Origin of the sequence: Rodentibacter rarus, from assembly GCF_001998965.1 — a bacterium.
Classification (GTDB): domain Bacteria; phylum Pseudomonadota; class Gammaproteobacteria; order Enterobacterales; family Pasteurellaceae; genus Rodentibacter; species Rodentibacter rarus.
On the sequence record NZ_MLHJ01000008.1, the window covers coordinates 1 to 23779 of the forward strand.

Here is a 23779-nt window from a genome sequence, read left to right on the forward strand (position 1 = left end):
TATCTAGTACAGCCCCAAACTTTAGAACAAGTTGTTTTACGATGTATTGAACCTCATCGGGTGATTGTTGCGATTAACCAAGCAGATATGGCGATGAAAGGCAGAAATTGGGATGATGTAAATCATTGCCCTAGACCTGAATTACTTCACTTTCTAAATGATAAAGCAAATTCTATCCGTCATCGCATCAAAGAAACGACAGGGTTAACAATGACGACTCCAATTTATTATAGTGCCGAAAAACAATGGAACTTAGATAAATTAATGGATCACATTATTGAACATATACCTTATGAACGCCGCAAGATAGATGCATAAAGCCCATATCTGCACTGGCGGAACAAAATAGTGAAATAGCGGTATTTGAATGTGTTATCTCAGAGGCATTATACAAAATGATGGTATAGGCGCAAAATAAACAAAATTCTCGATATTATGTAGTAATGCACAATTTTCATTCTTCACTTCCTACGATTCGTAGGGTGTTAGTTTATCTGAGCCACTTTATGCGCTATAGGTCGGATAGGGGTAGGATTAATTAATTTTGCACACCTTGTAAAGGTGAAAATTTATTTGTGCAACGGCTATATAATATCGAAAATTTTGACCGCACTTTATAAATTATCGGCACCGTTGGTGCCGATTTTTTTTAAACATAGCGTTTTAAATGAATATAGGTTTCTGAAGAAGTAATCGCTTTAATTGAGCGGATTCGTTCCAATGCTTGTCCGAGTTCTTCCAATGAGGGAGCGATAAGTTCAATAAGGATATCCCAACGTCCGTTGGTATCGTAAATCGCATTGATACAGGGTTCGCCTCGCAGGATTTGGATGACCTCTGCGGTTGCGCCACCATCGACAATAATGGTTGTCCAAGCCTTAATGCCGTTAGATTCTTCCGTAGAGTGAAGTTCCACCCGATAGCCTAAAATAATGCCTTCCTTTTCAAGCCGGGCAATGCGGTTTGCGACTGTCGCTCGAGATACTTTTAATTTTTTGGCTAAAAATGCAATGGAGTATCTCGCATTTTCTCGTAATAGACTCAATAATTTTTGGTTGGTTTCGTCCAAAATTGACATAATGCAAGTTCTCCCTAACACAATGATTAAATTTTGCTAAAACATTAGCATATTTCACGCTTTTAATTAATAGAAAAATCTTGCACACTAGCATTGCTATAACAATTCATTAATATTTTATTAACTAACGGGAGAAAAGCTATGCCATATCCATCCACGATAACAGGAAGTTTGCCAACCATTATCATTAGCCCGCAAGATGTTGCCAATATTATCCAACGCCAAGGTATCAAAGAAACTTTAGAGGGAATGAAGAGCTATATCTTAGAGGATTATCTTCATTGGGATTCTTTTGATAAAACTCCCCGAATTTCCAATCACGTTTCTGATGGGGTATTAGAATTAATGCCTATCGCCAACCAACGGCAATACAGTTTTAAATATGTAAATTGTCATCCTAAAAATCCCAATAAAGGACTTTCTACTATTTTAGCCTTTGGTGCGTTGATAAGTAACGATACGGGGCAGCCCGATGTTATTAGCGAATTTACCCTGACTACAGCGTTACGTACTGCCGCAACTTCAGTACTTGCCGCTCAATATCTTGCCCGTCCAAATAGTAAACGAATGGCAATAATTGGAAACGGTTGTCAAAGTGAGTTTCAAGCGCTAGCGTTTTATCATTTACTGGGGATTGAGGAATTGGCTCTGTTTGATATTGATCGAAAAGCGAGTGAAAAATTGGCGAGAAATTTATCAAATACCTCATTAAAAATTGAGATTTTTGATACCGTGGCGCAAGCTGTCAAAAATGCAGATATTGTGACAACGGTAACTGCCGAATATTCAAAAGCGAATATTATTACGCCGGAAATGATTGAAGCAGGAATGCATATTAATGCGGTAGGAGGCGACAATATCAATAAAACGGAATTGCACGCAGATGTTGTAAAAAATGCGCGTGTATTTGTCGAATTTGAACCCCAAACACGGATTGAGGGAGAATTGCAAAATATGCCTGACGATTTCCCCGTTACACCATTATTTGACATTTTCCAAAAGGGAGAATCTGCCCGTTATTCTGAGGAAGAAATCACCTTATTTGATTCTGTAGGGTTTGCAATTGAAGATTTTTCAGCCATTCGATATATGAATGATACCGCCGTAACATTGGGTTTGGCACGTCCGTTGTCGCTTACTCCGGATTTGAAAGATCCGAAAGATTTATTTGGTTACCTCACAGATTATGCAAATCTTTAATCATTCTAAAAATGTCAGTGAGATAATGAGGATAGTGCAATGATGTATTAAGCACAGTTACATTTTTCATCAAAAAAGTACAATTTTCCCACTTGAATTGTACCTCTCAGGAGGAGATACGTATGTCAAATACAAAATTTCAAATATCAAACCAACAAATTGATATTCCTTTCCTGTATGCATTATTGCCGGTTCTTGTGATGGTTGCTGCAATGGCTGTTTCCATTATTAAATTTGAGGCATCCCCCCATATTCCTTTAATTATTGGTGCAATTACGGCAACATTGGTTGCAATGAAATTTGGGTATCGCTGGGAGAGCATTGAACAAGGCATTTACCGAGGCATTAAAATGGCACTCCCCGCTATTGTTATCATCATAATGATTGGATTGACAATCGGTGCTTGGTTAGGCGGTGGGATTGTCGCAACAATGATTTATTATGGGCTAAAATTGATTTCACCGTCATTATTTTTGTTCACTATTTGTATTATTTGTGGGATCGTCACACTTTCTATAGGAAGCTCTTGGTCAACAATGGGAACAATCGGTGTCGCTGCGATTGGCATTGGTTTAAGTATTGGGATCCCAACCCCAATGGTTGCCGGAGCGGTTATTTCAGGGGCGTATTTTGGCGACAAGATATCACCACTTTCTGATACCACGAACCTTGCCTCAGGGATTACCGGTACCGATTTATTTGAGCATATTAAACATATGCTAACGGCAACATTACCGGCTTATCTTATTGCGTTAGGCTTTTATTGGTATATGGGGATGCAATTTGATACCTCGCACACAAATCTTTCTCATATACAAAATGTGATGGAAAACATTAACCAACATTTTGTTGTTAGCCCTTGGTTACTACTTGTACCGGTGATGGTGGTATTGCTAGTGATGAAAAAAGTTCCAGCAATCCCGGCATTAACGATTGGAATATTACTTGGTACGCTCTGCCACATTATTGTACAGGGGGCTGATGTGGGGACTGCAATCAAAACGTTACACGATGGATTTAAAATTCAAAGCGGACAAGAGATAATAGACACCTTGTTCAATCGTGGTGGGATTGAGTCAATGATGTACACCATCTCACTCACCATTGTCGCCATGAGCTTTGGCGGAATCGCTGAACAGACCGGAATGCTGAAATCGGTGGTTTCAACGATTTTACATTTTGCCCGCAATGCCAGTATGCTAATTATTGCCACCATTTTTTCTTCGGTCGTCACAAATTGTACGACTTCTGAACAATATATTTCCATTTTATTACCCGGCAGAATGTATGTTACTGCCTATAAAGAACGGAAATTACACACCAAAAACCTCTCGCGTGCCTTAGAAGACGGCGGTACAGTCACATCTGTACTTGTCCCTTGGAATACTTGTGGCGTTTATGCTTATTCAATGCTTCAAGTCAATGCATTTGAATATGCACCTTATGCCATTTTTAATTACACCGTTCCTTTACTGGCAATTATGTTCGCCCTATTTAATATTAAAATTGAACGGATTGAATAAAGCACACAAGCCCCAAAGCATATTTCATTTTTTGGGGCTTGCGCTGAAGAATCGCCATTTCACTTGCTTTCGCTGTTTTCCCTTCAAATTTATATCACAATATTTCTCATCCTTTATTAGAAATATTGACTTCATTATCCAAAATAAAAGCCGACAATTTGTCGGCGTTGAAAAACATCGGGAAAAACAACCGCACTTTCCCTATCTTGTGAAATACCACTTCGCAAGCAAAATGCCGCTATTTACCGCAATATTCAGCCCATTTTTGAGTGGGTTACTTAAGGATAAGCGAACGCTGAGATCTTGTTTTTCGTATAAATCATCAGTGTGACTTTCGCTCAGTAAAAAGACGATTTTCTGATGAAATTGCACCTTATCTAGCGGGATGCCTTCTTTGCCTTGTGCGATGTGTACCACTTGATAACCGGCTTGACGAAGTTGTTGCAACGCAGATTCACTATCCAAACATTCCAATAAACGGAGATGTTCTGCCCCGCCTTCTGCAACACGCATTGCAGCCGAAGAATAGATTGTTTCGGGATGGGCAGTAATCAGATTTTTTACCCCATAAAAGGCACAGGTACGCAATACCCCCCCGATATTTTGAGCATTATTGACCTTATCCAACAACACTAAAACATCTTCCTGATGGGGAATCGCCAAATAGCCCGCTAAGGTGAAAGGACGTGGTTTTTTCACCAACATACAAATGCTGCCGTGATGTTCTGTGCCGCTTACCAGCGATAATTCTTCATTATCTACAATATGATAAACCTTTTTATTTGTGGCTAAATAACGCAATATTTCGCCGATCTTATGGGACATTTGCACCGTCGCCCAAACTCGCACAATGCTTTCCGGACGCTGTGCAAACAATTCCAAACAGGTATTTTCGCCACAGACTTTCATTTCTTCCGCACGATTTTTCTTAATTTTTTCCGGTGCGCGTGGCGAAAGGGCACCGATTTTCTTTTCTTTAGGTTTATAGGCTAAGCCTGTGCTTTTCACGACTACTTTTACACTGCCTTGCGCCCCACCACTTTTATTTAAACAAAGCTCAGCAATCTGCGCTTCACGAACTTCTCTTTGAAAATGAGGTTCGCTTTTTTGATGATCACATTTTTTATCAAAGTGCGGTCGATTTTGAGGGCGTTTTTCATCGTTTCGGTGATCTTCTGCACGGTGAGATTGCGCTCGTTTAGGATTCCCTTCTTGAAGAAATTTGCCGGAATGGAGTTGAAAAGTGGGTTTGCGAGAATGGTTCATATTGCGTTACTCAAGAAAAATTGGATAATAATTCGCCAAAAAAGGCAAAAATTTGTGAGCATTATAACGAAAAAAAACCTTTTTTCTATTAATCCCTAAAGGAAATATTGTAAACTAGCCCAACCCTAGAAATTGCAGAGACAGATTATGTTAATCAATAAAGTAAAACGTGCAGAGCAAACGCTTCAAAATTTGCCTTTTTTACCCTTAGAAAAAGCACAAGTTGAGTTTTTGTTTAGCCCGATTGAATTTAAAGCACAAATAATTGAATTAATTAGAAATTCTAAAAAACGCATTTATGTCACCGCACTTTACTGGCAAAAAGATGAAGCCGGACAAGAAATTCTTGATGAAATTTATCGCATAAAACAAGAGCACCCTGAATTGGATGTGAAAATTCTTGTGGATTGGCATCGTGGTCAGCGCAATTTATTGGGGGCGGAAAAATCGGCAACCAATGCCGATTGGTATGTGGAACAGCGTCAGACTTACCAACTTTCAGAGGATCCGAATATGTTTTTTGGGGTACCGATTAATACCCGTGAAGTGTTCGGCGTTTTACATATCAAAGGATTTATTTTTGATGATACAGTGCTTTATAGCGGTGCGAGTATCAACAACGTTTATTTACAACAAGGTGATAAATACCGCTACGATCGCTACCAAAAAATCACCAATCAGGCTTTAGCCGATGCCATGGTGAATTTTATTAATGATTATTTATTGGACTTGAATGCGGTTCATCCCCTTGATGTGGCAAATCGTCCTCGCACAAAAGAAATTCGCACTGCGATTCGTGCTTATCGCAAAAATTTAGCGAATCACGCAGAATACAGCTTAGAAAGTGCAGTGGGTTTTTCCGATGTTTTAAGCGTTTCGCCTTTATTTGGTTTGGGCGCATCAGGAAATGAGTTAAACCAAATTATCGAAGAGCTATTTTTACAGGCGCAAGAAAATCTCGTCATTTGCACCCCTTATTTTAATTTTCCCCGACCCCTGCAAAATAAAATTGCGACACTCTTGGAAACTGGGAAAAAGATCGAAATTATCGTTGGCGACAAAGTAGCAAACGATTTTTATATTCCACCGGAACAACCTTTCAAAATGGCGGGCGCTCTGCCTTATTTATATGAAAGCAATCTCCGCCATTTTTGTGAAAAATTCCAACAAGACATTGAACAGGGGCGATTAACAATTCGCTTGTGGAAAGACGGTGATAACACTTATCACTTAAAAGGTGTATGGGTGGATAACCGTTATATTTTATTGACCGGTAATAATTTAAACCCACGGGCTTGGCGTTTAGATGCGGAAAATGGTCTATTAATTCACGATCCGAAGCAAGAATTGCGGGATCAGGTTGAAAAAGAGTTAAATTATATTCGTCAGCGCACCACTGTATTGAGCCATTATTCCGAATTGGAAGAATTGTCTCAATATCCCGAACCGGTTCAAAAACTGTTGAAAAAATTTGCCCGAATTAAAGCAGATAAATTAGTCAAAATGATTCTTTAATCGAAAAAGGGGAAATAACAAACATTTCCCCTTGAGCTTCCCACTCATTCCAACTAGACTACCCCATCTTTTTATCAACCCAAATATGATTATGCGAGTTTCCGATTTCCATTTTGATTTACCCGATGAGCTTATCGCCCGTTATCCCAAAGAAGAGCGTTCCTCTTGTCGTCTTCTCACATTAAACGGTGAAAACGGTGCTATTTCACACCGCACTTTCACGGAGGTGTTAGACCTCATTGAGGAAGGGGATTTATTAATTTTTAACAATACCCGTGTGATTCCCGCCCGAATGTTCGGACGCAAAGCCAGTGGCGGTAAAATTGAAGTGTTGGTTGAACGGATGTTGGACGAGTACCGTTTCCTCGCTCATATTCGTTCTTCAAAATCACCAAAGGAAGGTGCTGAGTTAATTTTAGGGGAAGATAAACTGGGCGAAAATCACGGCATTTCAGCGGTGATGACGGCACGCCACGGCAGTCTTTTCGAAGTGGAATTAAAGGATAAATCCACCACACTTTTAGCAGTGTTACAACAAATCGGACATATGCCATTGCCGCCTTATATTGATCGCCCTGATGAAGATGCGGATCAAGAATGTTACCAAACCGTTTACAGCAAAGTGCCGGGAGCAGTAGCCGCCCCCACTGCGGGCTTGCATTTTGATGATGAACTGTTGGCAAAACTTCGAGCTAAAGGCGTCAATTTTGAATTTGTGACACTCCATGTGGGGGCGGGGACATTTCAGCCGGTTCGTGTAGAAAATATTGAAGATCATATTATGCACGCCGAATATGTGGAGCTTTCACAAGAAGTGTGCAATGCCATTATTGCGACCAAAAAAGCGGGAAAACGTGTAATTGCAGTGGGGACGACTTCCGTTCGCTCGATTGAAACCGCAGCCTTGTCTGCAGAAGAAAACGGTAATTCGGATTTGATTGAACCGTATTTTTCTGACACCTCAATTTTCATTTATCCGGGGAAATCATTCCGAGTGGTGGATGCCTTAATCACTAATTTCCATTTACCGGAAAGCACGCTCATCATGTTGGTTTCTGCCTTTGCCGGTTTTCGCCACACAATGAATGCTTATAAAAGTGCGGTCGAAAATCGCTACCGTTTTTTCAGCTATGGTGATGCCATGTTTATTACAAAAAATCCAAAAGTGAAGGGATTGGAATAAGTCGTTTGACTTAAATAAAGGCAACGCCTACAATAAAAAAACAAGGGACGAGGTAATCGTCCCTTGCGGCATCAACTACTAATAGCCAGTGCTACCTTTCAATAACAGGCAAAGTAGAGTAATGATGACCAATTTAATTGTGAAGTTAGTCATATTTTTATCCTTGATATGATTAACAATCAGGATCTACGATATAGCCCGACAGCGGCAACTGGCGGACTATCTTAGTAGATCCGCCTCTGCTCAAAGAGCATTGAAAAAAGTATAACATAAAGCCTGTAAATTTAAACAGGCTTTTTTATTGACACAATCTTCGAACTGTTTATTCGTTGAGGAAATAAAAATGAAATATGAATTAGACAAAACCAGCGGTAATGCACGCCGTGGTCGGTTAGTGTTTGAACGTCCGCAAGGCACATTTAGCGTGGAAACGCCGGCTTTTATGCCGGTGGGCACTTATGGTACGGTAAAAGGGATGACACCGGAAGAAGTGCGGGCTACGGGGGCTGATATTTTACTGGGGAATACCTTCCATTTGTGGTTGCGCCCTGGACAAGAAGTGATGCGTAAACACGGTGATTTGCATGATTTTATGCAGTGGCATCGCCCAATTTTAACGGATAGTGGTGGTTTCCAAGTATTTAGCCTCGGTAAATTACGCAAAATTACTGAAGAGGGCGTCAAATTTCAAAATCCGATTAATGGCGAACGCATCTTTCTTTCCCCGGAAAAATCCATGGAAATCCAATATGATCTTGGCTCTGATATTGTGATGATTTTCGATGAGTGTACCCCTTATCCTGCCACCTTTGACTATGCCAAAAAGTCTATGGAAATGTCTCTTCGTTGGGCAAAACGCAGTCGTGATCGCTTCGATGAGCTTGGCAATAAAAACGCCCTTTTCGGTATTATTCAAGGGGGGGTATTTGAGGAATTGCGTAAAATCTCTTTGGAGGGCTTAGTCAACATCGGTTTTGACGGTTATGCCGTAGGCGGATTGGCCGTGGGCGAGCCAAAAGAAGATATGCACCGTATTTTGGAATATATTTGCCCACAAATCCCGGCGGATAAACCACGCTATTTAATGGGGGTAGGGAAACCGGAAGATTTAGTTGAGGGCGTTCGCCGTGGGATCGATATGTTCGACTGTGTGATGCCAACCCGCAATGCCCGTAATGGTCACTTATTTGTCACAGAGGGTATTGTAAAAATCCGTAATGCGAAATACCGTGATGACACCAGCCCACTCGATCCTCATTGCGATTGCTACACCTGTAAAAATTACACGAAAGCCTATTTATATCATTTAGATAAATGCGGTGAAATTTTAGGCGCTCGTTTAAATACCATCCATAATTTGCGTTATTATCAACGCCTTATGGCTGAAATTCGCCAAGCAATCGAAGAAGATCGTTTTGATGATTTTGTGGTGGAGTTCTATGCGAGAATGGGGAGGGCTGGGTTACCCTTGCGACTTGATACTACATCACCATTATCTGAATAAGGAACAAAAGTATGGTCAATTTCGAGTAATGCCAGTCATTTCCCCGATCTTGACGATTGACAATGATCGTTAAATCCGGCATCAACTTTGATACCGGATTTTTTTTATAAAGCTCTCAAAAGACTTCAAGACAACTTTTCACCGCTCTTCACGTTATGCCCTCAAAAAACTCAATACCTTTCTTAATAATGAACTATTCTTCAAGCTTTACAAGAAAGTGGTATTGAGATAGTTAGAAAGCGTAGACTTCCCCTTGAATCTATTATTTGGTTGGGCATTGGAATGAGCTTTACCTATAGTTTTGCTACAGGTCCGAAGTTCTCACCCGTAAAAAGAATGCTAGAACAAGGGCTTAGCCGACTTAAAGCGACAGAATACCCGATTATTCACAGAGACCAAGATGTATTGTATGGTACGCAGGAATGGGTGAAAATGTTAGAGGGTAAAGCGGTGCAAAGCATGAGTCGCCGAGGAAATGGCTACGATAATGCGGTGATTGAAAGTTTTTTTGCGATATTAAAATCTGAATGCTTTTAGTCACGTACTTATACTTCAATCGCTGAATTGCAGGCAGAAATTGAAGAATATTTGGTGTATTACAACGAAAAACGAATTAAACTCGATTTAAAAGGATTGAGTCCGGTGCAATAGCGAACTCAATATTTAAGTTAATAACCTGTACAATTTTGGGGGCAAATCACTTAGTTCTAGAGAGAACACTATCCACGATTAGCATTTTTCATAATCCGTTCTTTTGCTAACTTCCATTCACGCTCTTTAATATCATCACGCTTATCGTGTTGTTTTTTACCTTTCGCTAACCCAATTTTAATTTTTGCCCAAGCGCCTTTCCAATAGAGAGAAAGGGCGACAATGGTGAAACCATCACGGCTGGATTTGCCAAAGAGGGATTCTAATTCTCGTTTATTGAGCAGTAATTTTCGGGTGCGGGTGGGATCACACACAATATGGGTTGAAGCCAAACTGAGTGGTTGAATAGTCGCCCCAAATAAATAGGCTTCTCCTTGTTTGAAAATAATGTAGCTGTCACTAATATTGGCTTTACCCGCGCGCATAGATTTGACTTCCCAGCCTTGTAATTCAAGCCCCGCTTCGATTTCATCTTCAATGAAATAATCATGACGGGCTCGTTTATTTAAAGCGATGGTATTTGAACCCGGTTTTACTTTTTTCTTTGTCATAATTTTCTGTGTTTTGAAATTTTTGCTGATTTTACCGAATATGTCTTTTGATCGCAAAGTCGAATAAAAATTAAAAGATGGAGAGAAGGTTAGTGGCTAGGAGAGGCATGGGCAAACTATCTAAGAAATAGATTTTCACTGTTATTTTAATGTATCCAAAAATGCCACAAAGGCTTGTTTCTGTACAGTGGATAAGTTGCTCCATTTTTGATTGATTTCCACCTCTTTTAATTCTTCTTTCATTAATGTCTCAGGCATACAATCTTGAAAAAACCAACTGATGGGGGTATTAAAAAAGATGGCAATGTCAATCAAATGATTGACATTAATTTTACTTACGCCACGTTCATAACGTGAAAGCTGCTGCTGAGATAAATTGATTGATTCCGATAACCTTTCTGCAGAATAGCCAAATTCTTTTCTTTTTTGTTGAATGCGTTGCCCGATTGATTTATCTGCCGCTGCTGCCAATAACTGTGCCATCACTAATTTTCTAGAATACTCATTTATTCACATTTTGTCGTTTTTTAGTCTTGAAAACAGAGTAATAGATAAGTAAAATTCAACTTGTTTACTTACTTATAGATTAGTAAACCGTAAAAATTTCTATATTTCACTCATTTAAGAGGTTTCCTATGAAAAAATATTTACTTTCTGCTATTTTCGCCGGATTTTTGACCGCTTGCGGTAGCGGTAGCGGTGGTGGAGCGGGTTCTGCAACGACACCGGATGGCACTAAAATTGATTTGACAAATAGTCCAAAGGGGCACGTTTCAGCGAAAACCGTTGATGGAGAATTTTATGGCAAAAATAATAATGACTCTTTCTACGGTATTTGGATCAATGATGCCAAAACAGTAAAAGAAACCCGCTTTCAAGGTACGAAAGCAACCAATTTACCTTCAGGTTCGGCAACTTATGTGGGTGATGCTTATTGGGTCAGTGGGATGACAGGTAATCCAAGTCGAGGCGGAAAAACAACCTTAAATGTAGATTTTGATCAAAAATCTGTCGATGGAAAAATCGAATTTAGTTTGTTAAAGGATGGGCGTAGCCAGGATATTACTCTCCATAAAACCCAACTCAATGGGACAGAATTTAAGGGAGATGCTTCAACCTTGTTAGAAAAAGGAACTTATCAAGGTGGCTTATTTGGTAATGGGGCAAAAGAAGCCGCTGGCATAGTAGATTTTAAAAATGATAGTTATGACACCTCTTTTGGTGGTATCCGCTATTAACCTATTTGGCTGCCTATGGTTTTAAATGAATCAATAGGCAGTTTTTATTATGAGACGTTTCATTCTTTTTTTCTGTTTAGTGAGTCCCGCTGTTTATTCAAATGAGCTTGAAGAATCGCTTAAGCAAGCTATCTACCAAGAAAATGCAGATCGTATTCAAAATCTGCTCATGCAGTATCAAGCCCAATCATACACCAATAAAACCTTACTTGATTATAGTCACGCTAAATTGGCGTTTTTACGCCAAGATTATGGGCAGGCTATTAAAATTTACCGGCAAATCATCAGCGAGCATCCCGAGCTTCATTCTATCCGGATGGAATTAGCTATCGCCCTATTTACTGATCGTCAAGACAGTGCGGCAAGATTGCAATTAAATAAATTGAAAAGTGTTCAACGTTTACCTGCTTCCGCCTATGAACGGATTAACCGTTATATTAATGCGATTAATGAACGTAACGCATGGCAAATTGAAGGCAGTATTGCCTATCTTAAAACGAATAATGTTGACAATGTTTCCTCTTCACAAGTCATTGAAAATACAGGGTTTGTCAAAAATTCAAAGATGTTGCCCCAAAAAGCGACAGGCGTGGCTTATTCTCTTGGTATAAACCGCGATTTTAACCTAATCCATTCCCATTATTTTACGGTGGGTAACGATATTCTCGGTAAAACCTATTGGGATAATCATCAATTTGACGATATTTCTAACCGCACTTTACTTGGCTATGCTTACAAAAAGAATGATTTTATCTTCCGAATCCAGCCCTTTTTTGAAAAGCGTTGGTATGGTGGTGAGGTATTTCATTGGTCAAATGGTATTGAACTAAGCTATAGTTTATGGTTATCACAAAATTGGCAAAATCAAACATCATTTTCGAGTGAAAAAAGACGTTTTTTTAAAACTAATCCCCAAGAGGGGCGAATTAACACGCTTTCTACAACTTTTATTTGGTATCGCAATCCCAAACAAATTCTGTATATCGGTGCGGCTTTAGCGGAAGAAAAACTACAAGAACGCCAATACAGTTCAAAAATTAAGAATATTAGAATAGGCTGGCTGCAAGAATATCAATGGGGAATTTCGACAAAACTCAATATTGGATTCACCCATCGCCAATTTAAATCTGATGCTGTACTTGGCGGCATTCTTCCTTTAGGCAAGATTAGACAGGATAAAATTTATACATTTTTTGCCCAAATATGGAAACGAGATTGGCATTTCTATGGTATTACGCCCAAATTAACCTTTGAGTGGCGAAAACAGCAGAGCAATTTAAAGACGCTTTATCATTATAAAACGCAGAATCTTACCATTGTTTTTGAAAAGACTTTTTAATCTTTGGATGTGTTGAGGGCGAACTTAGTTCGCCCGTTGTATACTGATGATAAAAGAAAGGAAATCATCGTTTTTACGATTCGATTTCACCACAGAAACGATAACCCTCACCGTGAACGGTTGCAATAATTTCAGGTGTGTTTGGATGATCTTCAAAATGTTTACGGATACGGCGAATGGTGACATCCACGGTCCGATCTTGAGGTTTCAGTTCACGTCCTGTCATTTTTCTTAACAATTCTTCACGAGTTTGTAATTTTCCAGGGTTCTCGCAGAAATGTAACATTGCGCGAAACTCACTACGTGGGAGTTTGAATTCTGCTCCTTCAGGTGTGATCAAATTATGGCTGTTTAAGTCAAGTGTCCAGCCATTGAATCGATAAAACTCACGCTCGGTGTTGTTCTCTTTGTCATTTTGCTGCATAACACGACTCAACAAATTGCGTGCACGAATAGTCAATTCTCGAGGATTAAAAGGTTTGGTGAGATAATCATCTGCACCAATTTCTAACCCTAAAATTTTATCGACTTCATTGTCACGTCCGGTTAAAAATATCAAGGGTAAATTAGCATATTCACGCAATTCCCGAGCTAATAGAAGCCCATTCTTGCCGGGCAAATTAATGTCCATCACAACCAAATTTACCGTGTTACGTTTTAAAATTTCATGCATTTCACCGCCATTTTGAGCTTCAAGAACGGTGTAGCCTTCTGCTTCAAAAATGCTTTTTAAGGTATTTCGAGTAACGGCTTCATCTTCAACGAGGAGAATCTGGGGCGTTGCCATATTTTAATCCTTTTAGTTAATTTGAGAGGTGCTCTATTTTATCTTTGTTACATTGTTGTAACAATGGGAAAGTGCGGTTATTTTTGTGATCTTTTCATTTTTATGATTTACATCATACTTTTTAGGCTTTCAAATTTCTTTATGTTAGAATTTTTCCCCCTCACAACTTATGCTTTCACCTATGAAAAAATACTTTCTTTTGTTTGCTTTGATTTTGACTGTGTTTGCAAGCCAAGCTGGATTATTTGATAATAAACCTTCTTTTTTAACTGTTGACAATGCTTTTCCTTTTTCCGCTCAAATTTCCTCTGATAAAAAACAACTACAGGTTCAGTGGGAAATTGCGGATGGCTATTATCTCTACCAAGATAAAATAACGGCAAAAATTGATGGTTCAGCACAGATGCTTTCCGTCAATTTTAACCAAAAGGCGAAAATACACAACGATCCTTATTTTGGCAGCGTAGCAGTTTTCACCCAACCTTTTGTGGCTTATTTTTCCGGTGAAACTTTTGAGGATCACCAAAATATTGCGCTTTCCTATCAAGGATGTACCGAAGGATTTTGCTATCCGCCGGAAGTGAGAACTTTAAAAGTGGGCGATTTATCCATTGCGACTGTGGAAGAAAAAATGCCGGAAAATTCTACCGCACTTTTGGCAGAACAAGATCGCTTAGCGGCGGGCTTATTCCAAAGTAAATATGCGGTGTTCGGCTTTTTCTTACTTGGTCTGGGATTGGCCTTTACACCTTGCGTGTTACCGATGTTGCCTTTGCTTTCCTCTATTGTTATCGGTCAGCAACAACGCCCTAATATGTTGCGTGCATTTTCTCTTAGTTTTCTTTATGTGCAGGGGATGGCGCTCACCTATACTTTGCTTGGGCTTGCTGTGGCGGCAATCGGATTACCGTTCCAAATTGCTTTGCAACATCCTTATGTCATGATAGGCCTTTCTGTGCTCTTTATTTTGCTTGCCCTATCCATGTTTGGGCTTTTCACCTTGCAACTTCCAAGCGCTTTGCAAACTAAGCTCAATGCACTGAGCCAAAAACAAACTTCCGGTGCATTTGGTGGGGTGTTTTTAATGGGAATGATCGCAGGTCTGGTGGCTTCACCTTGCACTTCTGCGCCGCTTTCAGGGGCTTTGCTTTATGTGGCACAAAGCGGCGATCTTGTTACCGGTGCGATCACGCTTTATTTATTGGCGCTGGGGATGGGCATTCCACTTATGCTCATCACATTATTTGGTAATAAAATTTTGCCGAAATCAGGGGAGTGGATGAATACGGTCAAACAATCCTTTGGTTTTGTGATGCTTGCTCTACCGATATTTTTGCTTTCTCGTATTTTGCCTGAAAGGTGGGAGAGTGGTTTGTGGGCATTACTGGCAACGACATTCTTCCTTTGGTTTGCGTTGCAAATGCCTAAAGGTGGTTTGGGGTATGGTGTCAAAGTGCTTTCATTGGTTTGTGCTATGGTGGCGGTGCAGCCTTTGCAACAGCTTGTCTGGCAAGATCAGCAAAGTGCGGTCAAAAATACGGTGATTTCTTATACCCCATTTCAACGTATTCAAAATTTACAAGAATTAGATGAGCTGTTAGCGAAAAACCCTCACCGTATTGCGTTGTTAGATTTATATGCGGATTGGTGCGTGGCTTGTAAAGAATTTGAACGTTATACTTTCAGTGATAAAAATGTACAGAGTGCCTTTGAAAATATGCTGGTGTTGCAAGTGGATATGACAAAAAACAGCGCAGAAAATAAAGCCATCATGGAACGTTATCAGGTGTTAGGGTTACCGACTATCTTATTTTTAGCTCGTTCAGGTAATGAAATTTCAGGGAGCCGCATTACCGGTTTTATGGACGCCGATCGCTTTTTAGATTGGTTAAATAAAATCGAAAATTAACGTATTTTTAACTGAAAGGAAAAAGTCTTTTTCAAACTGGCTACTTGTTTGATAAAACGCTAATCGTTATGATCTGCGCGCCTTTTCATTCATCTTTAAATAAGGAAACTTTATGAATAATCTCGAAAAATTTCGTCCCTATGCTTTAGCGTTATTACGCATTGTGGCGGCTTATATGTTTATCTTACATGGCACGGCTAAATTTTGGGAATTTCCCATCTCGATGACCGGTGGCAATGGTGCGGTTGGCGATCCATTAATGATTGTTGGTGGCATCATTGAAATTGTGGGGGGCGTTTTAGTATTGTTAGGCTTATTTACCCGCCCTGCTGCTTTTATCTTATCCGGTCAAATGGCATACGCCTATTTCTTTATGCATGTGGCACAAGGCGGATTATTTTTCCCACTCGCAAACGGTGGTGAACTCGCATTACTTTACTCTGTTGTTTTCTTCTACTTTGTTTTTGCCGGCAGTGGTGCATTGGCATTAGACAATAAGTTTAAGAAAAACTAATATAGATTTTATTCTTTATACCTCCAATTTGCCCACAATACGTGGGCTTTTCTTTAAAACACCCTCTGTTTTGACCGCACTTCTTTCCACGGATTTTCTTTAATCTTTTCTATATTTACGCAACCGTTTGCGTTATAATCTGCGCGCTTATTTTTTTAACCTCTTTATGAAAGGAAAATGTAATGACAGCTCGTCCTATTCGTCAGGCTTTATTAAGTGTTTCAGATAAAACCGGTATTGTAGAATTTGCCCAAGGGCTTGTACAACGTGGTGTAAAATTACTCTCAACCGGTGGCACCGCAAAACTTTTAGCACAACAGGGGTTACCTGTTATAGAAGTTTCCGATTATACAGGCTTTCCTGAAATGATGGACGGACGAGTGAAAACTTTACACCCTAAGGTTCATGGGGGGATCTTGGGTCGCCGTGGAACAGATGATGCGATTATGCAGCAACATGGCATAGAAGCCATTGATATGGTGGTGGTTAATTTATATCCCTTTGCACAAACCGTTGCAAAAACAGATTGCACCTTGGAAGAGGCGGTAGAAAATATTGACATTGGCGGCCCAACAATGGTGCGTTCTGCGGCGAAAAATCACAAAGATGTTGCTATTGTCGTCAATAATCAAGATTTCAATGCCATTCTCGCTGAAATGGATCAACATCAAAATAGCTTGAGCTTGGACACCCGTTTTGATCTTGCCATCAAAGCCTTTGAACATACCGCACAGTACGATTCAATGATCGCCAATTATTTCGGTCAGCTTGTGAAGCCTTATTATGTGGCTGCAGAAGAGGATATTGATGCGAAGTGCGGTCAATTTCCACGGACTTTAAACCTAAATTTTGTACGTAAACAAACCATGCGATATGGTGAAAATGCCCACCAAAACGCCGCTTTCTATGTGGATCTCAATGTCAAAGAAGCCAGTGTGGCAACCGCAACACAATTACAAGGCAAAGCCCTTTCTTACAATAATATTGCAGATACCGATGCCGCCCTTGAATGTGTGAAAGAATTTGACGAACCGGCATGTGTAATCGTCAAGCATGCCAACCCTTGCGGCGTGGCATTAGGTAAAGATATTTTAGAAGCCTATAATCGAGCCTATCAAACCGACCCTACCTCCGCTTTTGGCGGAATTATCGCCTTTAACCGTGAATTAGACGAAAAAACTGCCACAGAAATTGTGGAACGCCAGTTTGTGGAAGTGATTATTGTGCCGAAAGTTTCGGCAGAAGCCGTTGAAGTGGTGAAGCGTAAGAAAAATGTTCGTTTGCTGGAATGTGGTGAATGGCAACATCGCACTCAACGTTTAGATTTTAAACGGGTAAACGGCGGTTTATTGGTACAAGATGCGGATTTAGGTATGGTCGGCTTGGACGATTTAAAAGTAGTGAGCAAACGTCAGCCTACCGAACAAGAACTCAAAGACTTATTATTCTGCTGGAAAGTGGCGAAATTTGTGAAATCCAATGCCATTGTTTATGCCAAAAATAACCAAACCATTGGCATTGGCGCAGGGCAAATGAGCCGAGTTTATTCCGCTAAAATTGCCGGTATCAAGGCGCAAGATGAAGGGCTGGAAGTCGCCGGTTGTGTGATGGCATCTGATGCCTTCTTCCCATTCCGTGACGGTATTGATGCCGCCGCAAAAGTGGGTATTCAGTGTGTCATTCACCCGGGCGGTTCCATGCGTGATCAGGAAGTGATTGATGCGGCTGATGAACATGGCATGGTGATGGTATTAACCGGAATGCGGCATTTTAGACACTAATTCATATCGGGATTTGCCCCAGCAGGTAACTGACTATCTCCCCCTCTTTTGTAAAGAGGGGCGGGGGAATTTAAACCAGGGGGAATTCAAAATTTCAATACACAAGGACACATTATGAATATTTTAATTATCGGAAACGGTGGTCGTGAACATGCGCTAGCTTGGAAAGTTGCACAATCTCCATTGGCTAAGAAAGTGTTTGTCGCACCGGGTAATGCAGGAACAGCGTTGGAACAGAATATTGAAAATGTGAATATTGCGGTTACCGATATTTCAGCACTGGTTCAATTTGCCCAAGATAATCAAATCGACTTGACCATTGTAGGGCCTGAAGCGCCGCTTGTTATCGGAGTGGTGGATGCGTTCCGTGCAGCAGGATTAAAAATTTTTGGACCAACCCAAGCGGCTGCACAATTAGAGGGCTCGAAAGCTTTTACTAAAGATTTTTTAGCCCGTCACAATATTCCTACAGCGGAATATCAAAATTTTACTGAAGTCGAACCGGCATTGGCGTATTTGCGTGAAAAAGGCGCCCCCATTGTGGTGAAAGCCGATGGTTTGGCAGCAGGAAAAGGGGTTATCGTGGCGATGACTTTGCAGGAAGCAGAAGAGGCGGTGCGTGATATGTTATCAGGCAATGCTTTTGGGCAAGCGGGTAGCCGTGTGGTGATTGAAGAGTTTTTGGACGGTGAAGAGGCCAGTTTTATCGTGATGGTGGATGGCAAAAATGTTGAGCCGATGGCAACTAGTCAAGATCATAAACGGGTGGGAGAAAATGATACAGGGTTGAACACCGGAGGAATGGGGGCTTATTCACCAGCACCTGTTGTCACCCCGGAAATTCACGATCGTATTATGAAAGAGGTAATCTATCCAACAGTTAACGGTATGGCAGCTGAAGGCAATGTGTACACCGGGTTTTTATATGCCGGGTTAATGATTATGCCAAACGGTCAGCCGAAAGTGATTGAGTTTAACTGCCGTTTTGGTGATCCGGAAACCCAACCGATTATGTTGCGTTTAGAATCCGATTTAGTGGAACTTTGTCTTAAGGCCTGTGAAGGCAAGTTAGATGAAATGCAATCCCAATGGAACCCTAAGGCATCACTGGGTATTGTGCTTGCGGCTGAAGGTTATCCGGGGGATTACCGCAAAGGTGATGAAATCATCGGTCTGCCACAAAGTGCGGTTGAAAATGAAAAAGTTTTCTTAGCCGGAGTGGAAGCGAAAGAAGGGAAATTGCTAACCAATGGCGGCCGTGTGTTATGTGTGACGGCTTTAGGTGATAGCGTATTTGAAGCGCAACAAAAAGCACTGAAACTTGCCGAACAAATCCAATGGAATGGGCGTTTTTATCGCCGTGATATTGGTTACCGTGCGGTACAACGTGAACAGAAAAATCACTAAGCTTATCCGGTAGATAATCATTCTCTTGTGATTTATCTACCGCTAACAATAAACGAGAATATTGCCCCAATTTTTATGATTTAGACTATTTTATGAAACAATTGATCATAGCATTATGTTATTCGGCGCTACTGCTTATTCTAGAAATCCTTTATCGTAAGATCTTTCATATTCCAAGCATAGAACGCTATGCTGAAAGCTATCTTTTCGTTTGTTTATTCGTGGTCTTGTTTGTTTATTCCAAGTATCGAATAACCCGAATATTGGTGGCGACACTGTTTGCAATAAGTGTTTTAGTCAATAATGTGCATTATGCCTTATATCAGTCTTGGATTGGCCCTGTCAGTTATTCACTCGCCTTTAAAGAGGTGAAAGAAATTACGCAAGCCGGCATAACGATGGTTGATCGATTTATTTATCCATTATTATTCGGCTTGTTCGAAGTTGCCGTATTTTTGAGTTTAAATTTTATTAAAAGAAAGCGATATAAATTCTCTTGGGTATTTGACGCTGTCTTTTATATTTTAATGATGTATGTTTTTGTTCGTGCCTATACCACAAAATCTCACGAAAGATTTATTTCCCCTAATACGGTTTATTCCCGATTAAAATCGAATTATTTCTCCGTTGGTTATTTTGTTGGGCGCATTTTGCCCTATGAACTTTTCTCTTTATCCGATGTTCCGCTCTATCATCAAAACAGACCCAATAAAACTCAAGCCTTACCTAAAGTAAGAAATATTATTTTGATTATGGGAGAAAGTGCTACTGCCAGTCATTTTAGCGCTTTTGGGTATGAAAGAGAAACCTCACCGTTTTTAGCCCGTTTTAAGAATGAAACCGGTGTCGTGATGAAAGAGGCTTATTCCGGCGGGATGCTTACTGCTATTTCATTACCGATGTTTTTCAATGCAATTCCCTATCCGAATGGAATGCAACAAATTGCAAAAGGGGAGACGAATTTATTTAATTTAGCCAAAACGCAGGGGTTTAATACCTATTTTTATTCGGCACAAGCCCGTGATGATATGCATATGATGAATTTCTTAGGCGGTGCTTGGGTTGATAAAATGAGATTTCCGGATAATGAGGGCTATTCTCTCCGAGAGTCCATGCCGGATAATAAATTATTACCTGAATTTAAAAAGATTAATTTAGAGGAGGGGAATCATTTTATTGTGTTACATCATCGTGGAAGCCATATTCCTTATGGCGCTTTGCTCGATGAAAAAGAGAAAGTCTTTGGGCAAATTCAGGCAATAGATAATTATGATAATACGATTTTAAATACAGATCGTTTTATTTCTGATGTGTATCAATATCTCTCTACACAAAATACCGATGATTGGCTTATTGCCTATACTTCAGATCACGGTCAATATGTGACAAATGAGGTTTATAAACAAGGTACACTGGAGCAAGCGAGTTATATTGTACCTTTCATGGTGTACAGCCCGAATAAAGCAATACAAAAAATAACATCAGAGGCTTTTTCTTCTTGTCAGCGTACTTTCCATTACCAATTATCCAGTTTATTAATCAATCTTATGGGATATGATTATCAAATCGGTGGTTGTTTAGAAGGCGTGGTGAACGGAAATATCCTCAGTGGCGATGCAGGCTATCTTAAGATCGATGCCGAGGGCAAAGAAACTTATCATCATTGACCCAATACATGATGATAAAAATTAATCATCATAATGAAAAATATGCATGAAATTTTAATTAAATTTCAATGAATAAGCAGTTACACTATAGATCACAAATCACATAACAGGAGAACACCATGTTTACTAAAAATATGAATATCGCTGACTACGATCCGGTATTATGGCAAGCGATTTTGGACGAAAATCGCCGTCAAGAAGAGCATATTGAATTAATTGCTTCTGAAAACTATGCAAGTCCACGGGTGATGGAAGCACAGGGTTGTCAATTCACCAATAAATATGCGGAAGGCTATCCGGGCAAACGTTACTATGGTGGTTGTGAGTATGCCGATATTGTAGAACAACTTGCCATTGACCGTGCAAAAGAATTATTTGGTGCGGATTATGTGAATGTACAGCCTCACTCTGGTTCACAGGCTAATGCCGCTGTGTATGGGGCATTAATTAATGCAGGCGATACGATCCTTGGAATGGACTTGGCACATGGTGGGCATTTAACTCATGGTGCAAAAGTGAGCTTCTCCGGTAAAATTTATAATTCGGTGCTTTATGGCATTACAGCAGACGGTTTAATTGATTACGAAGATGTACGTCAAAAAGCGTTAGAAGCGAAACCAAAAATGATTGTTGCCGGTTTCTCTGCCTATTCTCAAGTGGTGGATTGGGCAAAAATGCGTGAAATTGCCGATGAGGTAGGCGCATATTTATTTGTTGATATGGCACATGTAGCAGGGTTAATTGCAGCGGGATTATATCCAAACCCATTACCACACGCCCATGTTGTCACCACAACCACCCATAAAACTTTAGGGGGACCGCGTGGTGGTTTAATTCTTTCTTCTTGTGGTGATGAAGAAATCTATAAAAAATTACAATCTTCCGTATTCCCGGCGAATCAAGGTGGCCCATTAGTCCACATTATTGCGGCAAAAGCAGTGTGTTTTAAAGAAGCACTCGAACCGGAATACAAGGCCTATCAAGCGAACGTGTTGAAAAATGCGAAAGCGATGGTCGAGGTGTTCAAACAACGTGGTTATGATGTGGTATCAAATGGCACGGAAAACCACTTGTTCCTAGTGAGCTTTATTAAACAAGGTTTAACAGGGAAAGCCGCAGATGCCGCATTAGGTAAAGCCAATATTACGGTGAATAAAAACTCTGTACCTAACGATCCGCAAAAACCTTTTGTCACTTCCGGTATTCGAGTGGGGACACCGGCAGTAACCCGCCGTGGTTTTGATGAACAAGATTGTCGTGACTTAGCGGGTTGGATGTGTGATATTTTAGATGCACTTGGTAAAGAAAACGAAGAGCAAGTGATTGAGGCGACCAAAGAGAAAGTCTTAGCCATTTGTAAACGTCTTCCTGTTTACCCAGCGTAATCTCTTGGTATGAGGACTGATAAGCGGCGAAATATCGCCGCTTATTTTTATGTGTAAATAATATTAAAAAGTAATAATGACTTATATAACTTAATTTTAAATAAGAATAATTCTTATTGACGAAAAGGGGATAACCTTTTAAAATTCAGCCATCTTTAACACAGTCAATCCCTTTCCTATGGAGGAAATCTAATGAAAAAATCCCTCACTACCCTAGCGTTATCTCTTTCTGCCCTACTTTCTACCTCGGCGTTGGCAGCAAATGAAGTAAATGTTTACTCTTATCGTCAACCTTATCTTATCGAACCAATGCTCAAAGATTTTGAGAAAGACACCGGCATTAAAGTGAATGTGATTTTTGCTGATAAAGGTTTGGTGGAACGTGTCAAACAAGAAGGCGAATTAAGTCCGGCTGATGTGTTATTGACGGTGGATATTTCCCGTGTCATGCAAATTGTTAATGAAGGTTTAGCACAGCCTTTCACCTCTAAAATCTTAGACGAAAATATTCCTGCCCAATATCGTGATTCTGACGGCAAATGGTATGGTTTAACTACACGAGCTAGAGTGATTTATTCCTCTAAAGATCGAGTTGGAAAATTACCGGCAGGTTTCGATTATTTAGATTTAGCTAAACCGGAATTTAAAGGTAAAGTTTGTGTGCGTTCAGGTAAAAATTCCTATAACGTTTCACTTTTCGCTTCAATGATTGAGCATTATGGTGAAGAAAAAACCAAAGCCTTTTTGGAAGGTTTAAAAGCAAACTTGGCACAAAAACCTCAAGGTGGCGACCGTGACCAAGTGAAAGCGATTAAAGAAGGGATTTGTGATTACTCACTCGGTAACAGCTATTACTACGGTAAAATGTTAGACGATGAAAAACAAAAAGCTTGGGCTGAAGCGGCTGTGATCAATTTCCCTGCCGGAAAATATGGTACACACGTTAATATCAGTGGTGTAGCATTGGCGAAATATGCACCAAATAAAGACAATGCGATAAAACTTGTGGAGTATTTAAGCGGTGAAAAAGCCCAAAAACTTTATGCGCAGCTTAACCACGAATATCCGGTTAAATCAGATGTGGAACCTTCCGAATTAGTAAAAGGTTGGGGTACATTCACACCGGATACTCTAAAATTGGAAACCATCGCCAAAAATTATGAGAAAGCCTTAAAATTAGTGGATGAAGTAAAATTCGATGAATTTTAATTATTAGACTTTCTTTATCAAACCCAAACGAGCTTTTAACAAAATCAGGTATTTTCTACAAATTTGTTAAGG

The 23779-nt window shown here is 40.1% G+C and carries 21 protein-coding genes and 1 pseudogene; 17 read left to right on the forward strand and 5 right to left on the reverse strand.

The features are described from left to right. Positions 1–318: pseudogene (locus tag BKK50_RS00820) on the forward strand (GTPase family protein); the annotation flags it as partial. 331 nt (positions 319–649) lie between these two features. Here BKK50_RS00820 and BKK50_RS00825 read toward each other — a convergent pair. Further along, positions 650–1078, reverse strand: coding sequence for an Lrp/AsnC family transcriptional regulator (locus tag BKK50_RS00825; RefSeq protein ID WP_179108362.1), 429 nt, complete (start codon positions 1076–1078; stop codon positions 650–652). A 141-nt stretch (positions 1079–1219) separates the two neighbouring features. On the opposite strand from BKK50_RS00825, the gene BKK50_RS00830 reads away from it, so the two are divergent. Both BKK50_RS00830 and nhaC read left to right on the forward strand, forming a co-directional pair. Next, positions 1220–2278, forward strand: a complete 1059-nt coding sequence (locus tag BKK50_RS00830; protein ID WP_077414409.1) for an ornithine cyclodeaminase — start codon at positions 1220–1222, stop codon at positions 2276–2278. Positions 2279–2400: 122 nt separating this feature from the next. Continuing rightward, the gene (gene nhaC / locus BKK50_RS00835; RefSeq protein ID WP_077414411.1) at positions 2401–3801 is read left to right on the forward strand and encodes a Na+/H+ antiporter NhaC; all 1401 of its coding nucleotides are present in this window, start codon (positions 2401–2403) and stop codon (positions 3799–3801) included. Positions 3802–4002: 201 nt separating this feature from the next. Here nhaC and BKK50_RS00840 read toward each other — a convergent pair whose 3' ends face one another. Further along, positions 4003–5067 (reverse strand): TrmH family RNA methyltransferase, encoded by a 1065-nt coding sequence (locus tag BKK50_RS00840; RefSeq protein ID WP_077414413.1) that lies wholly within the window; start codon positions 5065–5067, stop codon positions 4003–4005. A gap of 147 nt (positions 5068–5214) precedes the next feature. Between BKK50_RS00840 and pssA the strand changes: the two genes are divergently transcribed. From pssA to BKK50_RS13165, 5 genes are all read left to right on the forward strand, one after another. Next, positions 5215–6582 carry a CDP-diacylglycerol--serine O-phosphatidyltransferase gene (gene pssA, locus BKK50_RS00845; protein ID WP_077414415.1) on the forward strand — a complete coding sequence of 456 codons (1368 nt, stop codon included), beginning with the start codon at positions 5215–5217 and terminating at the stop codon, positions 6580–6582. Positions 6583–6673: 91 nt separating this feature from the next. Then, complete coding sequence (gene queA / locus BKK50_RS00850; RefSeq protein ID WP_077414417.1) at positions 6674–7765, forward strand: tRNA preQ1(34) S-adenosylmethionine ribosyltransferase-isomerase QueA; 1092 nt, start codon at positions 6674–6676, stop codon at positions 7763–7765. Between the two features lie 343 nt (positions 7766–8108). After that, positions 8109–9269: a tRNA guanosine(34) transglycosylase Tgt gene (gene tgt / locus BKK50_RS00855; protein WP_077414419.1), complete on the forward strand. Its 1161-nt coding sequence runs from the start codon at positions 8109–8111 to the stop codon at positions 9267–9269. Positions 9270–9551: 282 nt separating this feature from the next. Continuing rightward, positions 9552–9806: a hypothetical protein gene (locus BKK50_RS12205; RefSeq protein WP_143529717.1), complete on the forward strand. Its 255-nt coding sequence runs from the start codon at positions 9552–9554 to the stop codon at positions 9804–9806. A gap of 18 nt (positions 9807–9824) precedes the next feature. Continuing rightward, positions 9825–9920, forward strand: coding sequence for an IS3 family transposase (locus tag BKK50_RS13165; RefSeq protein ID WP_143529719.1), 96 nt, complete (start codon positions 9825–9827; stop codon positions 9918–9920). 68 nt (positions 9921–9988) lie between these two features. On the opposite strand, the gene smpB is transcribed toward BKK50_RS13165, so the two are convergent. Together smpB and BKK50_RS00870 are read right to left on the reverse strand one after the other, a co-directional pair. Continuing rightward, complete coding sequence (gene smpB / locus BKK50_RS00865) at positions 9989–10471, reverse strand: SsrA-binding protein SmpB (RefSeq protein ID WP_077414421.1); 483 nt, start codon at positions 10469–10471, stop codon at positions 9989–9991. A gap of 141 nt (positions 10472–10612) precedes the next feature. Continuing rightward, complete coding sequence (locus BKK50_RS00870; protein ID WP_077414423.1) at positions 10613–10954, reverse strand: helix-turn-helix domain-containing protein; 342 nt, start codon at positions 10952–10954, stop codon at positions 10613–10615. 152 nt (positions 10955–11106) lie between these two features. On the opposite strand from BKK50_RS00870, the gene BKK50_RS00875 reads away from it, so the two are divergent. Continuing rightward, entirely contained in the window at positions 11107–11709 is a 603-nt protein-coding gene (locus tag BKK50_RS00875) for a factor H binding protein domain-containing protein (protein ID WP_077414425.1), read from the forward strand. A 49-nt stretch (positions 11710–11758) separates the two neighbouring features. Then, on the forward strand, positions 11759–13048 hold the full coding sequence (locus BKK50_RS00880) for a surface lipoprotein assembly modifier (RefSeq protein WP_077414427.1): 1290 nt from the start codon (positions 11759–11761) through the stop codon (positions 13046–13048). Between the two features lie 73 nt (positions 13049–13121). On the opposite strand, the gene arcA is transcribed toward BKK50_RS00880, so the two are convergent. Next, the gene (arcA, locus tag BKK50_RS00885; protein WP_077414429.1) at positions 13122–13835 is read right to left on the reverse strand and encodes a two-component system response regulator ArcA; all 714 of its coding nucleotides are present in this window, start codon (positions 13833–13835) and stop codon (positions 13122–13124) included. A 181-nt stretch (positions 13836–14016) separates the two neighbouring features. Between arcA and BKK50_RS00890 the strand changes: the two genes are divergently transcribed. The 7 genes from BKK50_RS00890 to BKK50_RS00920 all read left to right on the forward strand — a co-directional run bounded on the left by BKK50_RS00890 (position 14017) and on the right by BKK50_RS00920 (position 23707). Next, on the forward strand, positions 14017–15744 hold the full coding sequence (locus BKK50_RS00890) for a protein-disulfide reductase DsbD (protein ID WP_077414493.1): 1728 nt from the start codon (positions 14017–14019) through the stop codon (positions 15742–15744). A 112-nt stretch (positions 15745–15856) separates the two neighbouring features. After that, positions 15857–16258: a DoxX family protein gene (locus BKK50_RS00895; RefSeq protein WP_077414431.1), complete on the forward strand. Its 402-nt coding sequence runs from the start codon at positions 15857–15859 to the stop codon at positions 16256–16258. Positions 16259–16440: 182 nt separating this feature from the next. Further along, a complete protein-coding gene (purH, locus tag BKK50_RS00900; protein WP_077414433.1) occupies positions 16441–18039 on the forward strand; it encodes a bifunctional phosphoribosylaminoimidazolecarboxamide formyltransferase/IMP cyclohydrolase in 1599 nt (532 codons plus the stop codon). Positions 18040–18153: 114 nt separating this feature from the next. Beyond that, positions 18154–19446, forward strand: coding sequence for a phosphoribosylamine--glycine ligase (purD, locus tag BKK50_RS00905; RefSeq protein WP_077414435.1), 1293 nt, complete (start codon positions 18154–18156; stop codon positions 19444–19446). 92 nt (positions 19447–19538) lie between these two features. Further along, positions 19539–21113 (forward strand): phosphoethanolamine transferase, encoded by a 1575-nt coding sequence (locus tag BKK50_RS00910; RefSeq protein WP_077414437.1) that lies wholly within the window; start codon positions 19539–19541, stop codon positions 21111–21113. 119 nt (positions 21114–21232) lie between these two features. Next, positions 21233–22498: a serine hydroxymethyltransferase gene (gene glyA / locus BKK50_RS00915; protein ID WP_077414439.1), complete on the forward strand. Its 1266-nt coding sequence runs from the start codon at positions 21233–21235 to the stop codon at positions 22496–22498. 192 nt (positions 22499–22690) lie between these two features. Next, the gene (locus tag BKK50_RS00920) at positions 22691–23707 is read left to right on the forward strand and encodes a Fe(3+) ABC transporter substrate-binding protein (RefSeq protein ID WP_077414441.1); all 1017 of its coding nucleotides are present in this window, start codon (positions 22691–22693) and stop codon (positions 23705–23707) included. Positions 23708–23779: the final 72 nt, after the last annotated feature.

Coding starts and splice junctions, on each gene's coding strand:
- BKK50_RS00825 (WP_179108362.1), bottom strand. CDS start 1,078: ATGTCAATTTTGGACGAAACCAACCAAAAATTATTGAGTCTATTACGA.
- BKK50_RS00830 (WP_077414409.1), top strand. CDS start 1,220: ATGCCATATCCATCCACGATAACAGGAAGTTTGCCAACCATTATCATT.
- nhaC (WP_077414411.1), top strand. CDS start 2,401: ATGTCAAATACAAAATTTCAAATATCAAACCAACAAATTGATATTCCT.
- BKK50_RS00840 (WP_077414413.1), bottom strand. CDS start 5,067: ATGAACCATTCTCGCAAACCCACTTTTCAACTCCATTCCGGCAAATTT.
- pssA (WP_077414415.1), top strand. CDS start 5,215: ATGTTAATCAATAAAGTAAAACGTGCAGAGCAAACGCTTCAAAATTTG.
- queA (WP_077414417.1), top strand. CDS start 6,674: ATGCGAGTTTCCGATTTCCATTTTGATTTACCCGATGAGCTTATCGCC.
- tgt (WP_077414419.1), top strand. CDS start 8,109: ATGAAATATGAATTAGACAAAACCAGCGGTAATGCACGCCGTGGTCGG.
- BKK50_RS12205 (WP_143529717.1), top strand. CDS start 9,552: ATGAGCTTTACCTATAGTTTTGCTACAGGTCCGAAGTTCTCACCCGTA.
- smpB (WP_077414421.1), bottom strand. CDS start 10,471: ATGACAAAGAAAAAAGTAAAACCGGGTTCAAATACCATCGCTTTAAAT.
- BKK50_RS00870 (WP_077414423.1), bottom strand. CDS start 10,954: ATGGCACAGTTATTGGCAGCAGCGGCAGATAAATCAATCGGGCAACGC.
- BKK50_RS00875 (WP_077414425.1), top strand. CDS start 11,107: ATGAAAAAATATTTACTTTCTGCTATTTTCGCCGGATTTTTGACCGCT.
- BKK50_RS00880 (WP_077414427.1), top strand. CDS start 11,759: ATGAGACGTTTCATTCTTTTTTTCTGTTTAGTGAGTCCCGCTGTTTAT.
- arcA (WP_077414429.1), bottom strand. CDS start 13,835: ATGGCAACGCCCCAGATTCTCCTCGTTGAAGATGAAGCCGTTACTCGA.
- BKK50_RS00890 (WP_077414493.1), top strand. CDS start 14,017: ATGAAAAAATACTTTCTTTTGTTTGCTTTGATTTTGACTGTGTTTGCA.
- BKK50_RS00895 (WP_077414431.1), top strand. CDS start 15,857: ATGAATAATCTCGAAAAATTTCGTCCCTATGCTTTAGCGTTATTACGC.
- purH (WP_077414433.1), top strand. CDS start 16,441: ATGACAGCTCGTCCTATTCGTCAGGCTTTATTAAGTGTTTCAGATAAA.
- purD (WP_077414435.1), top strand. CDS start 18,154: ATGAATATTTTAATTATCGGAAACGGTGGTCGTGAACATGCGCTAGCT.
- BKK50_RS00910 (WP_077414437.1), top strand. CDS start 19,539: ATGAAACAATTGATCATAGCATTATGTTATTCGGCGCTACTGCTTATT.
- glyA (WP_077414439.1), top strand. CDS start 21,233: ATGTTTACTAAAAATATGAATATCGCTGACTACGATCCGGTATTATGG.
- BKK50_RS00920 (WP_077414441.1), top strand. CDS start 22,691: ATGAAAAAATCCCTCACTACCCTAGCGTTATCTCTTTCTGCCCTACTT.